Below are 13,233 nucleotides of genomic sequence, written 5' to 3'. Positions count from 1 at the left end.
GGTAGTTACCACCACCGCCGCCGTCGCGACCGCCACCGGGACCGCCGGGTCGGGCGCCCCCGGGCCGGGGCGCGCCGGTGCGCGGTGGACGGGGTCCACCGCCGGAAGCGCCACCGGGACGCGGCGGCATGCTGCCGGGGGAAGCGCCACCCGGACGCGGCGCGCCCGGCCGGGGTGCTCCCGGGCGTGGGGCCTGCGGGTGGGGACGTGGGATGGGCCGGTCGACGGGCTGCGCCGACGAGAACGGGTTGTTGCCGACGCGCGGCGTACGAACACCGGGCTTGGGTGCCGGACCGGGACGCGGTCCAGGGGTCGCCCCGGTGTTCGGTGCCTGAGGACTGGCCGGCTGCGCCGGAGCGCCTTGGCCTGGGGCGGGCGCGGGCGGCGCTGACGGCGGAGCCGCCGACGCTGCCGGGGCCGCCGGCGTGGCCGGACGGCCGGGGGCCGCGGGTTTGACGGCCGGCTTCGCGGGCGCGCCATTATCACTGGCCTTGTCAATCGCCTTGTCGAGCGCCCGGTCGAGATCGGCACCTGCGGCCTGGGCGCTTGCCGGCGCCTTCTCGGCGGGTTTGGCAGCCCCTGCCGGCGCGCCTACCGCTGAACCATCCTTCGCCGCAACCTTCGCAGGCGCCGCTTTGCCGCCGCCAAATGATTCGCGCAACCGTCGGGCCACGGGGGCTTCCACCGTCGACGATGCGGATTTTACGAATTCGCCCTGTTCATTCAGTCGGGCGAGGACTTCCTTGCTGGTGACACCGAGTTCCTTGGCTAACTCGTGTACGCGGGCCTTACCTGCCACTACATCTCCTGTCTAAGAGGCGACAGTTGTGGGCCGCGCCTCGGGTATTAGCTGTAACGCATAGAGGTGGGAGTCATCGGGACTTCACGGTGTGCTCATGTTCTTTGCTACCTGTTCTGTTGCGCGGCGATGCCCACGTGCTCGACCACCGCGGATGTTTCCGGTGAACCGGTGATGCGCAGCGCTCGGATGAAAGCTCGCCGCCGAATCGCTTGTTGTACGCACTGCGGTGCGGGGTGCAGCCATGCACCTCGCCCCGGCAGGCTTCCGGCTGGGTCAACGATTACGGCGTAGTTGCCGTTCCCGGTAGACCTAGCCACCACTCGAAGCAGTTCGACGGCCAACTCTCGCTTCCGGCATCCGACACACGTCCGCACGGGTCCGCTGGGGTGGTCCGGGCGTTGGTGCTCCAGCTTGGTTTCGGAGGCCGAAGGCTCGCGCTGGATCACGGCTCAGTCTAGCGTCACCCGACCCATGGTCTGAACCACCCGGCGGGTGACGGGCCAGCGGCTACCGCTCGTGTGCCATTCCGTGGCTGGCGCCCTGTTCGGACTGGCCCGGCGCGTCACCGCGGATGTCGATGCGCCAGCCGGTGAGGCGGGCGGCAAGCCTTGCGTTCTGCCCTTCCTTGCCGATGGCCAGCGACAACTGGAAGTCGGGCACCACTACCCGCGCGGCCCGGGCCGTCTGGTCGATCACCGACACCGAAACCACCTTGGCGGGCGACAACGCATTGGCCACGAAGCGGGCCGGGTCTTCGTCGTAGTCGATGATGTCGATCTTCTCGCCGGACAACTCGCTCATGACGTTGCGCACCCGTTGCCCCATCGGTCCGATGCACGCGCCCTTGGCGTTGAGGCCTGCCACCCGCGACGTCACGGCGATCTTGGATCGGTGGCCGGCCTCCCGGGCCACCGCCACGATCTCCACGGAACCGTCGGCGATCTCGGGGACTTCCAGCGAGAACAGCTTGCGGACCAGGTTGGGGTGCGTACGCGACAGGGTGATCAACGGCTCGCGGGAGCCGCGACTTACCCCGACGACATAGCAGCGCAGGCGGTTGCCGTGCTCGTAGCTCTCGCCCGGGACCTGCTCGGCTGCCGGGATCACGCCTTCGGAGGCCTTGGCCTCGGTGCCCATTCGAACGACGACCAAGCCGCGGGCGTTGGCCCGACTGTCACGCTGGATGACCCCGGCGACGATCTCACCCTCGCGGGTGGAGAACTCACCGAACGTGCGCTCGTTCTCGGCGTCCCGGAAACGCTGCAGCATCACCTGGCGTGCCGTGGTGGCGGCGATGCGGCCGAAACCCTCCGGGGTGTCGTCCCACTCGCTGATGAGATTGCCGTCGTCGTCGGTTTCGCGCGCGATGACGCGGACGACGCCGCTCTTGCGATCGATCTCGATGCGCGCGTCGTTCTGGTGGCCCTGGGTGTGCCGGTAGGCGGTGAGCAGCGCGGACTTTATGGTCTCGAGCAGTTCGTTGACCGAGATACCCCGGTCCACCTCGATCGCATGGAGCGCGGCCATATCGATGTTCATGCTCCGGCCTCCGTCCCAGCAGCCCGACTCGCCTCAGCCAATTCCAGCTCAGCTGCAGACGGCGGCGAAAATTCAACTTGCACAACAGCTTTGGCGATCTGCCCGAGCGGGATATCGCGCACCGTCAGGTCCCGGCCGTTGCGCACCACCAAGGCCAGCGCCTCGCTGCGGGTTTCACCGACGCGTCCGGTCAACTTGGTGCCGTCCGCCATCGCCAGTTCCACTTTGCGTCCGCGCGCCCGCCGGAAGTGCTTTTCGCTGGTCAACGGCCGCTCCACACCGGGAGAACTGACCTCGAGGACATAACCGTCGGCAGTGGATTGCGAGTTGTCCAGCCCGTCCAGCAAATCCGAGGCCGAGCGCGATAGCGCGGCAATGGTGTCCAGATCCAGGGCAGTCTCGCCATCGGCGATCACAGTGATGCGCGGTGGACGAGTGCGGCTGTTGATGACCACGTCTTCGATCTCGAAGCCCGCGCGCGCGAACTCGCCACTGAGTAGCTCGATCACCTGCGTCTGCGACGGTAGCCCGGTGGTCACGGCGAGTCCTCATCTTGAGTTGTTGGTCATCGGCGGGTTCCCGGCGTTCACAGCGAACTCAGGAGAGCCAGCTATCAACGATACGCCAGGATTGAGTGATTCCGCTGCGCCTGATAACGAAGGCGCCGTCGCACGTCATCGTGGCTGGCGTGGCTGCCCGGCGCCGTAATGGCAGGATGTGGGGCGTGCCCAGAGCAGTACCCGTCATCAGCAGGCGGGGTGTGCTCGCCGGTGGCGCCGCTCTCGCTGCACTTGGGGTGGTCGCCACCGCGTGCGGTGAGTCGCCGCCCAAGCCGCCCGCCGTGGAAGAGTTGTTAGGCCCGCTGGATCAGGCCCGACGCGATAGTGCGCTGGCCGCAGCGGCGGCCGGGGCCATCGGCAGCCCGCCCCAGATTGCCGCCGCGCTGACCGTCGTGGCCACCCAGCGCGCGGCGCACGCTCGAGCGCTGTCCACCGAGATCGCGCGAGCCGCGGGCAAGCTCGTTTCCTCGACCAGCGAGACGAGCAGTTCCAGCGCTACGCCCACCCCGACCGACCCGGAAGCCCCGCCACCGCCACCGCCGCCCGTCTCCGACGTGATCGACTCGTTGCGTAAGTCGGCCGAGGAGGCTAACCGCCTGGTATCGACGTCCTCGGGTTACCGGGCGGGACTGCTCTCTTCGATCGCCGCTTCGTGCACCGCGTCCTGCGAGGTGGCGTTGGTGCCCGGGGGGCCGTCGATATGACCTCGTCTGACGTGACGGCGCTCAGCGATGCGCTGGTGGTGGAGCACGCGACTATCTACGGCTACGGCATCGTCTCGGCACTGTCGCCGCCCAGCGTCAACGATTTGGTGGTCGAGGCGCTCAATCAGCACCGGCAGCGGCGCGACGACGTGATCGCGATGCTGACCGCGCGCAAGGCCACCGCTCCCGTGGCCGCTGCCGGCTATCAATTGCCGGCGCCGGTGGGCAGCCCGGCAGACGCCGCGCGGCTGGCGGCACGGATGGAGAACGACGGAGCGACGGCGTGGCGGGCGGTGGTCGAGCATGCCGAAACCGCCGAAGATCGCGCGTTTGCGTCGACTGCGCTGACCCAGAGCGCGGTGATGGCCGCGCGCTGGAACAAGGTGCTGGGCGGCTGGCCGATCACCACGTCGTTCCCCGGTGGGAATGAGTGAGCTGCGCCTGACCCGCCGCGCCCGGCTACGCCGAGCTTGCGATCGCCGCGAACCCCACCGCGACGACCCGCCGCGCCCGGCTACGCCGAGCTTGCGATCGCCGCCCACCCCACCGCGACGACCCGCCGCGCCCGGCTACGCCGAGCTTGCGATCGCCGCGACGATCTCCGTGGTCAGTGACTCTCCTACCGCCACCTCGCTGGTCTCTCCGCTGAAGCGGTTGCGGAGTTCGACGCGACCGTCGGCCCAGCCACGGCCCACCACGACGATCCACGGCATCCCGAGCAGCTCGGCGTCCTTGAACTTCACACCAGGCGATGACTGCCGGTCGTCCAGCAGCACGTCGACCCCTACCTTTTCCAGGTCGGCGGCCAGCTTGGCGGCCCCTAACCGAGCCTCGGGATCTTTGTTCGCAATCACCAGGTGGACGTCGAACGGCGCGATCGACGAAGGCCACCGCAGACCCAGTTTGTCGTGGTGCTGTTCGGCGACGACGGCGACCAGTCGCGATACCCCGATGCCATATGAGCCCATGGTCAGCCGCACCGGCTTGCCGTCCTCACCCAGCACATCGGCGGTGAACGCGTCGGTGTACTTGCGGCCGAGTTGGAAGATGTGCCCGATCTCGATGCCGCGCGCCATGACCAGCGGTCCGGCACCGTCGGGCGAGGGGTCACCTTCGCGCACCTCCGCGGCCTCGATGGTGCCGTCGGCAGTGAAGTCACGACCGGCCACCAGACCGACCACGTGGCGCCCGGGCGCGTCGGCGCCGGTGATCCAGCTGGTGCCGTCCACCACACGAGGGTCGACGAGGTAGCGAACGCCGTTGTCTCGCAACGCTTTCGGCCCGATATAACCCTTGACCAGAAATGGATACTTGGCGAAGTCGGCGTCGCCGAGCAGGGCGTATTCGGCCGGCTCCAGTGCCGCGCCCAGCCTCTTGTCGTCGACCTCGCGGTCGCCGGGCACCCCGATGGCCAGCAGTTCCCACTCGCCGCCGGGCTGGCGGACTTTGACCAGAACGTTCTTCAGCGTGTCTGCGGCGCTGATAGTGCGACCCAGACCGGCCTGGTTCGCCCAGTCCACCAGCGTGGCAATGGTGGGGGTATCACCGGTGTCGTGGACTTGCGCCTCGGGCAGGCCGTCGGTGGGCTGAGCCTCGGGCTGGGCGGTGACGACGGCCTCCACATTGGCCGCATAGCCGGACTCTGCGCACCTTACGAAGGTGTCCTCGCCAATCGGGCTTTCGGCCAGAAATTCCTCGGAAGCGCTTCCGCCCATCGCGCCCGAGACGGCCGACACGATGACGTACCGCACCTCCAGCCGGTCGAATATGCGCTGGTAGGCCTCGCGATGTGCGTGGTAGGCGGCTTTGAGTCCGGCTGCGTCGATGTCAAAGGAGTAGGAATCCTTCATGACGAACTCGCGGCCACGCAGGATGCCGGCGCGCGGGCGCGCCTCGTCGCGGTATTTCGTCTGGATTTGGTACAGCGTCAGCGGAAAGTCCTTGTATGAGCTGTATTCGCCTTTGACGGTCAGGGTGAAAAGTTCTTCGTGGGTGGGGCCCAGTAAGTAGTCGTTGTCGCGGCGGTCTTTCAGCCGGAAGACACTGTCTCCGTACTCGGTCCAGCGGTTCGTCGTCTCGTAGGGCGCGCGGGGCAGCAAGGCCGGAAAAAGGATCTCCTGGCCTCCGATCGCGTTCATCTCCTCGCGGACGATGCGTTCGATGTTGCGCAGAACCTTCAGGCCGAGCGGCAGCCAGCTGTACAGCCCGGGCGCGATCGGCCGGACGTATCCGGCGCGGATCAGCAGCTTGTGGCTGGGCACTTCGGCGTCGGCGGGGTCGTCGCGCAGGGTGCGCAGGAACAGCTCGGACATCCGGGTAATCACAGGCGGCAAGCCTAGCCGGGTGACGATGCGGGCTGGCACGGCCCGTAGAGGAACCCGGCCATCAGGGCTAGCCGGGTGACGATGCGGGCTGGCACGGCCCGTAGAGGAACCCGGCCATCAGGGCTAGCCGGGTGACGATGCGGGCTGGCACGGCCCGTAGAGGAACCCGGCCATCAAGCCTAGCCGGGTGACGATGCGGGCTGGCACGGCCCGTAGAGGAACCCGGCCATCAGGGCTAGCCGGGTGACGATGCGGGCTGGCACGGCCCGTAGAGGAACCCGGCCATCAGGGCTAGCCGGGTGACGATGCGGGCTGGCACGTGCCGTGAGCGATCGGGGCCTAGCCGGTTGGCGACGAGGGATGACAACCTTCGGCGTTCCAAGTCACACGAGTCACATTGGCCCCGGGTAGAGGCATATATGGGTATTTGCCCGACTCCGAGCGACAACAACGCGGGCGGGACATCGGCAGGCATCAGGTGCGTTCGGCCTGTTTGGCCGCGTGCACACGGTGTCGCTCGAAGGCGGGCAAATATGTACCCACCGGGAGACCAGCAACTGGTGTGACTATTGAGACTTAGCCCATCCAAAAGCCGCAACCCAGGCGGCGACCGCTTCCGCGACACGACCGCCCCGCGGCATATATCGACAATTGACCGGCTTCGAGCGACAAAAGCGTGGAAGGGACATCGGCAGGAATCGAGTGCGTTCGGCCGGTTTTGGCCGCGTGCACTCCGGTGTCGCTCGGAGCCGGGCAAACAGGTACCACACCTGGAGCCAGTGACTGATGTGGCGTTCGTGACTCGGCGCCGCGGAGAGCTATAGCTCCCCGGCGTCCATCGCTTCCTTGACCTCTTGCGCGTGCGCGACCTGTTCGGGCGTGTAGCCGATGAACAGCGCCGCAATTCCGACGATGACGGCCGCTCCGGCCACCCATAGCAGGCCGTAGGTGTAGCCCTTGTCGAGCGCGTGCAACTGAAGTTCGTTCATGAACTTCACCGGACCGGTGATACCGCCGTTGTACAGCGTGCGCGAAGTGATCACGGCCTGGATGACGGCCAGCACCAACGGTCCGCCCAGACTCTGCAGCATCAGCGTCATCGCCGACACCGGACCGATCTGGTCGAACCCGACACCGGCGATAGCGGCCAAGGTCAGGGGCACTACGACCATTCCGATGCCGATCCCACCGACCACGATCGGCAGCACCAAGTTGGGGAAGTAGGGCGCCCCGCGGTGCATGAACAGCGAGCCGTAGATCATCGCACCCAGCAGCAGCCACCCGCCGCCAATGGTGAGCACCCGCGGAGAGAACCGGGACACCAGCTGTGACGAAATGCCCAAACCGATCCCCATCGCGATGACGAACGGGATGAAGCCGATACCCGCACCCAGTGCGCTGTAGCCCAGAATGTCCTGCACGTACAGGCCGATGGACACGGTCAGGCTGAACATGACGCCACCGGCCAAAAAGATCGCGATGAACGTGACCAAGCGGTTGCGGTCGCGGAACAATTCGAACGGAATGACCGGATTCTCGGCGGTGCGCTCGACGATCGCGAAGGCGATAGCCGCCCCCAGTGCCACCACGCCTGAGCCGATGGTCGTAACCGACAGCCAGCCCTTCTCCGGGCCGATCGAGAAAGCGAACACGGCAGCTGTGCAGGCCAGAGTGGCCAGTATGGCGCCGGTGGCGTCCAGCTTCATCCGCTCGCGGTTGGTTTCCCGCAGCGCGGTGCGCGCCAGGTAGATCATCACCAGACCGATCGGCACGTTGACCAGGAAGGCCAGGCGCCACGACCATTCGGTCAGCGCGCCACCAACGACCAGGCCCATCACCGACCCAATCGCCGTCATCGCGGCAAACACCGCTGTCGCGGCGTTACGGGCAGGCCCCTTCGGGAACGTGGTCGCCACCAATGCCAACCCGGTTGGCGAGGCGATAGCCGACCCCACACCCTGCGAAAGCCGCGCGATGACCAGCGTGACCTCGTCCCAGGCCACCGCACACAGCACCGAAGAGATGGTGAACAGGGCGACACCGACGATGAAGGTGCGCTTTCGGCCGATGGTGTCGCCAAGCCGGCCGCCGAGCAGCATCAGCCCGCCGAACGTCAGCACATAAGCGGTGATCACCCAGCTGCGCCCAGCGTCGGACAAGCTGAGCTCGTCCTGAATCTTAGGAAGCGCCACGATGGCCACGGTGCTGTCCATGGTGGCCAGCAGCTGCATACCGCCGATCGCAATGACCGCTGCGATGAAGCGACGCGAAGGCAGCCACGTCGGGTAATACCTGCTCAAGCGCTGCAAAGGGGTCTCCACCGATCGTGTGGGACGCTCCTGGGCCGAACGTTCTGAGCGTCCATCAGTCCAAGTGTGGACTGCCCGCTCCGAGTCGTTGAGAGCCGTCATAGCAGGTTACCTTACAGTAATCTTAAGAATTGTTTAAACCCCGAAGGCCGCCACCGGCCCGATTACGACGATCGCGGGAGGTCGAATCCCCTCCGCGCGGACCTTCTCTGGCGTGTCTTTCAGGGTCGCCCGCAACGTCTGCTGAGCGGCCGTCGTTCCGTGCTGCACGACGATCACCGGAGTATCCGCAGGTCGGCCGCCTTTCAGCAGAGCATCGACGAAAAGTTCGATCCTTTCGACGGCCATCAGCAAAATGATCGTGCCGGTCATTGCAGCTAAAGCGTCCCAATTCACTAACGATTCGGGATGGTCGGGCGCCAGATGGCCGCTGACCACCACAAACTCGTGATTTGTGGCCCGATGAGTGACCGGAACACCCGCCAAAGCTGGCACCGCTATGGCGCTTGTCACACCCGGCACAACAAGCACCGGAATACCCGCTTCCGCGCACGCCAGGACTTCCTCATAACCCCGGGCGAACACGAACGGGTCGCCCCCTTTGAGGCGGACCACGAACTTGCCTTCCCGCGCCCGCTCCACCATCACGGCATTGATCGCGTCCTGGGCCATGGCCCGTCCATACGGGATCTTGGCGGCGTCGATGACCTCAACGTGGGGCGGCAGTTCGGCGAGCAACTCGGGCGGCGCAAGCCGATCGGCAACCACCACGTCGGCTTGAGCCAGCAGCCGGCGACCCCGGACGGTGATCAGTTCCGGATCACCCGGACCGCCCCCGACGAGCGCGACGCCGCCACGAACCACGTCGGAACTCTCCGAACCCTCCGCAGTGATGACGCCCGTTTGCAGTGCCTCGCGGATGGCCGAACGGATCGCCGCCGAGCGCCGGTGTTCGCCGCCGGCCAGGACCCCCACCGACAGGCCCGCATAGCCGAACGAAGCCGGAGTGACCGCCGTCCCCTCGACGGCGATGTCGGCGCGCACGCAGAAGATGCGCCGACGCTCGGCTTCGGCGACGACGGCGGCGTTCACCTGCGGATCGTCGGTGGCCGCTAGCGCATACCAGGCACCGTCGAGGTCACCATCCCGGTATTCCCGCACGGCCAGGGTGATGCCCTCCATCGCCTCGACGGAGCGAGTGGCACTGCGCGAGATGACGTGCACGTCGGCGCCGCTGGCAATGAGTAGAGGTAGTCGGCGCTGCGCGACGCTGCCCCCGCCGACCACGACGACTTTTCTGCCGGCCAGTCGCAGTCCCACCAGGTAGGGGCTCTCGGTCACCGGGCAAGCTTACTGTTCAATTGCCTTCGCGGCGCGACTGCAGGCGGCAGCGGGCGCTACCACCGGATGCGTGTGCAGGTACGACGGGTTCGGAAGCTTGGACGGTGGCCCGTTACGGAGCGTTATCCGTTGTCCGGCAACCGATCTGGAGTCGCGCTGACCGGATGGCGTTTATCGCGCGGCCGCCGACCCCAAACCGGGCCCCGAACCAGGCCTGAGCATCGGCACGTGCGGTACGCCGTCGTCCAGGAAATCGTCTCCATCCCGCACAAACCCGTGTTGGGCATACATTTCTGCCAAGTATTTCTGCGCGTCGATTCGGCAGGGGTAATCACCGACCTCGGCCAGCGCGGCGCGCAGCAGTCGAGTGGCGTGGCCGTGCCCGCGGGCGCTGCGCTTGGTGCATACTCGGCCGATCCGGAAGACTTTCTCGCCGCCCGCGTGCTCTTCCATCAGGCGCAGCGTGCAAATCACTTCTCCGTCAGCCGATTCCAGCCAGAATTGCCGGGTTTCGGCGAGCAGATCACGCCCATCCAGCTCAGGGTAGGGGCAGGCCTGCTCGACCACGAATACTTCCACCCGCAGCTTGAGGATCTCGTAAAGGGTTTGCGCATCAAGGTCTTTGAACCAGGAGCGGCGCAACGCCTCGCTCATGCGGCCTCCAGTTCCAATGTCCGATTGGTCCACGATCTCAACTCGTCATACAGCGCCGGCTCGTTTGACAATTCGGCTCCCAATGAGGGCACGATCTCCTTGAGCGTGGGCAACCAAGATGGGTACCGGTTGGCGAAACAGCGATCCAGCACCTCCAGCATCGCCGGCACCGCGGTCGATGCGCCCGGTGATCCACCGAGCAGACCGGCGATAGTGCCGTCAGCGGCACCCACGATCGTGGTGCCGAACTCCAACACCCCGCCCCGCTGCCGGTGGCGGCGAATCACCTGGACCCGCTGACCGGCCACCGTCAGCTCCCAGTCCGAATCGACTGCGCTGGGCGCGAATTCACGCAGGGCCTCGACCCGGTCGGGTTCGGTGAGCCGCAGTTGGCTGATCAGGTAGTTGAGCAGCGTCATCTCACCGACGCCGACACCGAGCAGGGACATCAGGTTATTCAACCGGATGGACCGGGGCAGGTCGCTGAAATGTCCGTGTTTCAAGAACTTCGGCGACCACCCGGCGTAGGGCCCGAACACCAGCCACGGCTTGCCGTTGACCAGCCGCAAATCCAGATGCAGCGCTCCCAGCGGCGGAGCCCCCGGCGAGGGCGCCCCGTACACCTTGGCCCGGTGCAGATCGGTGAGCCTCGGATTGGCGGTGCGCAAGAAACGGCCGCCGATCGGAAACCCGGCAAAACCCCGGATCTCGGGGATACCGGCCTTCTGCAGCAGTCGCAGTGCGTCGCCGCCGGCACCGACGAAGACGAACTTGGCGTTCAGCAACCGCTTCTGACCGGTGCGGCGGTTGGCGACGGTCAACGTCCAACTGCCGTCGGGCCGTCGGGTCAGCTTGCGCACCTCGTGCCCGAATAGCGCAGTCGCGCCGCTACGCACGCAGTACCCGATGAGTTGCCTTGACAGAGCACCGAAGTCGACGTCGGTGCCGTCCGCGGCCCAGTAGAGCGCGACCGGTTCGGAGAAGTTGCGCTGGTTCGCCATATACGGCAGTCGGTGCGCGAACTCGTCGGGCTCGTCCACGAACTCTGTGGCGGCGAACAACGGGTTGTGCGCCAACGCCTCACCGCGTCGACGTAGATAGTCGACCCCGTCCGCACCATGTACGAAACTGACATGTGGGACCGGGTTGAGAAAGCTTCGAACGTCGGTCAAGACCCGGTTTTCCACAGCGTATGCCCAGAACTGGCGGGTGATTTGGAACTGTTCGTTGACCAGTACCGCTTTGGTGATGTCGATTGAGCCGTCGGATCTGGCTGGGGTGTAGTTCATTTCGCACAGACCAGCGTGACCGGTGCCGGCGTTGTTCCACGGACCGCTGCTTTCCGCGCCCACCGCGTCGAGCCGTTCGATCACGGTCATCGACCACTGCGGTTCCAGCCGCCGCAGCAACGCACCCAGGGTGGCGCTCATGATTCCGGCGCCCACCAACACGACGTCGACTTTGGCTAGCTCTGCCACGGTTTCTAAGGCTATCGCCGACTGGGATCGCAACCGCCACCAGTGCGTTCAACGAATATTTGACAATTGCCCAAGCACGGTCCGGAACGGTTGTGAGACGCGGTGAACCGCGTCCGTACACAGCCTTCGGAGGTCCGGGATGTCGTTTGTGACCAGCGCGCCGCAGCAAATTGCAGCGGTCGCGGCGGAATTGGCGGGGATCGGATCGGCGGTCGGCGCGGCCAACGCCGCGGCGGCACTCCCCACCACCAGCGTGCTGGCCGCAGCGGCCGATGAGGTGTCGGAGGCGGTGGCGACTTTCTTCGCCTCGCACGCCTACGACTATCAAGCGCTCGGCGCCCAGGCCGAGGCGTTTCACCGACAATTCGTGTCAACCCTGACCTTCGCCGCCCAGTCCTACGCGGGCGCCGAAGCCCTCAACTCGTCGCCGTTGCAAATCTTGGAGAACGTGATCAACGCACCGACCCAAGCCGCGCTGGGACGACCGCTGATCGGCAACGGAGCCGACGCAAGCACTCCGGGCGGCAACGGCGGCGCCGGCGGCATTCTGTACGGCAACGGCGGCGCCGGTGCGGCGGGCGCAGTGAACCAGGCCGGCGGCAACGGCGGAGCGGCGGGGCTCATCGGTACCGGCGGCCTTGGCGGCGCCGGCGGTGCGGGGGCGGCCGGCGGCATGGGCGGCACCGGGGGCTGGCTTTACGGCGATGGCGGTCGCGGCGGCACCGGCGGGCTGGGCATGGCCGGCATCAACGGCGGCAACCCAGGCGCCGGCGGTCAAGGCGGTAACGCCTACCTCTTCGGCAACGGCGGAAGCGGGGGTCAGGGCGGCACAGGTGCCGCCGGCGCCAACGGCGCCAACCCCGTCGGTGCCCCTGGCGTGGACGGCCCGAGAGGCCACGACGACTTGCTAGCCATCGGCAGAGAAGCCCAGGCCAGCAACGGCGGCGCTGGTATCGCCGGCACCACCACCGTCAACGGCGGTAACGGCGGAGACGGCGGCAACGCGTCGACCAACGCCATCGGCTTCTCCGCGTACGCCGGAAACGGCGGCAACGGGGCCGACGGTGCCAGCGGCGGTCACGGCGGTGCCGGCGGCTACGCGGACTCCGTCGACGGCTGGGAAGGCCCGGGCGTAGGTGGGTCCGGTAACGGCGGCCACGGCGGCAATGCCCTGGCCGAAGGCGGTGCGGGCGGAAACGGCGGTAACGGTGGAGCCGCGAGCGCCGCCGTTCCGCAGTCGGGCAGCGGCGGCAATGGCGGTAACGGCGCCGGCACCACAGTCGCCGGTCAAGCGGGGGGAATCGGCGGCGTCGGAGGCGCCGGCGGGCGCGGCGGGATGTTGGTGGGTAACGGCGGGCACGGTGGCGACGGCGGTGCCGGAGGTACTGGTGGCTCGGGCGTGGGCTTCGGCTTGGCCGGCGGTAGTGGCGGCGCCGGTGGTGTTGGTGGTGCCGATCGGGCACTGTTCGGTTGGGGTGGCGGTGCCGGCGGTACGGGCGGTGCCGGCGGTATGGGCGGCACG

At 67.1% G+C, this 13,233-nt stretch carries 11 protein-coding genes and 1 pseudogene; 3 read left to right on the top strand and 9 right to left on the bottom strand.

Annotated elements, in window-relative coordinates; translation table 11 throughout:
* The 4 genes from A5634_RS04570 to rimP all read right to left on the bottom strand — a co-directional run.
* The coding region (locus A5634_RS04570) for a translation initiation factor IF-2 N-terminal domain-containing protein (RefSeq protein WP_172831619.1) at positions 1–799 on the bottom strand (799 nt) is incomplete at its 3' end.
* Between the two features lie 107 nt (positions 800–906).
* Positions 907–1,119, bottom strand: coding sequence for a YlxR family protein (locus A5634_RS29195; RefSeq protein ID WP_253861482.1), 213 nt, complete (start codon positions 1,117–1,119; stop codon positions 907–909).
* A gap of 190 nt (positions 1,120–1,309) precedes the next feature.
* Positions 1,310–2,341 (bottom strand): transcription termination factor NusA, encoded by a 1,032-nt coding sequence (gene nusA / locus A5634_RS04560; RefSeq protein ID WP_065142895.1) that lies wholly within the window; start codon positions 2,339–2,341, stop codon positions 1,310–1,312.
* Positions 2,338–2,880, bottom strand: a complete 543-nt coding sequence (rimP, locus tag A5634_RS04555) for a ribosome maturation factor RimP (protein ID WP_065142894.1) — start codon at positions 2,878–2,880, stop codon at positions 2,338–2,340. Before rimP ends, nusA begins: the two co-directional genes overlap by 4 nt.
* Before the next feature lie 185 nt (positions 2,881–3,065).
* Between rimP and A5634_RS04550 the strand changes: the two genes are divergently transcribed.
* Together A5634_RS04550 and A5634_RS04545 are read left to right on the top strand one after the other, a co-directional pair.
* Complete coding sequence (locus A5634_RS04550; RefSeq protein WP_065142896.1) at positions 3,066–3,605, top strand: hypothetical protein; 540 nt, start codon at positions 3,066–3,068, stop codon at positions 3,603–3,605.
* Positions 3,602–4,039: a ferritin-like domain-containing protein gene (locus A5634_RS04545; RefSeq protein WP_065142893.1), complete on the top strand. Its 438-nt coding sequence runs from the start codon at positions 3,602–3,604 to the stop codon at positions 4,037–4,039. The genes A5634_RS04550 and A5634_RS04545 overlap by 4 nt, the downstream gene beginning before the upstream one ends.
* 135 nt (positions 4,040–4,174) lie before the next feature.
* On the opposite strand, the gene A5634_RS04540 is transcribed toward A5634_RS04545, so the two are convergent.
* The 5 genes and pseudogenes from A5634_RS04540 to mqo all read right to left on the bottom strand — a co-directional run bounded on the left by A5634_RS04540 (position 4,175) and on the right by mqo (position 11,711).
* Positions 4,175–5,929, bottom strand: coding sequence for a proline--tRNA ligase (locus tag A5634_RS04540; protein WP_065142892.1), 1,755 nt, complete (start codon positions 5,927–5,929; stop codon positions 4,175–4,177).
* Between the two features lie 818 nt (positions 5,930–6,747).
* A complete protein-coding gene (locus A5634_RS04535; RefSeq protein ID WP_065142891.1) occupies positions 6,748–8,340 on the bottom strand; it encodes an MFS transporter in 1,593 nt (530 codons plus the stop codon).
* Between the two features lie 22 nt (positions 8,341–8,362).
* A pseudogene (gene cobA / locus A5634_RS04530) lies at positions 8,363–9,579 on the bottom strand (uroporphyrinogen-III C-methyltransferase).
* A 171-nt stretch (positions 9,580–9,750) separates the two neighbouring features.
* On the bottom strand, positions 9,751–10,233 hold the full coding sequence (locus tag A5634_RS04525; protein ID WP_065142889.1) for a GNAT family N-acetyltransferase: 483 nt from the start codon (positions 10,231–10,233) through the stop codon (positions 9,751–9,753).
* Positions 10,230–11,711 (bottom strand): malate dehydrogenase (quinone), encoded by a 1,482-nt coding sequence (gene mqo / locus A5634_RS04520; RefSeq protein WP_065142888.1) that lies wholly within the window; start codon positions 11,709–11,711, stop codon positions 10,230–10,232. Before mqo ends, A5634_RS04525 begins: the two co-directional genes overlap by 4 nt.
* A gap of 139 nt (positions 11,712–11,850) precedes the next feature.
* On the opposite strand from mqo, the gene A5634_RS04515 reads away from it, so the two are divergent.
* On the top strand, positions 11,851–13,233 hold a 1,383-nt coding region (locus A5634_RS04515), incomplete at its 3' end, for a PE family protein (RefSeq protein ID WP_065142887.1).

It is taken from the genome of Mycobacterium asiaticum, assembly GCF_001673365.1.
Lineage (GTDB): Bacteria > Actinomycetota > Actinomycetes > Mycobacteriales > Mycobacteriaceae > Mycobacterium > Mycobacterium asiaticum_A.
The sequence above is the reverse complement of the archived record's forward strand: the minus strand, read 5'-3'. Positions and strand labels throughout refer to the sequence as shown.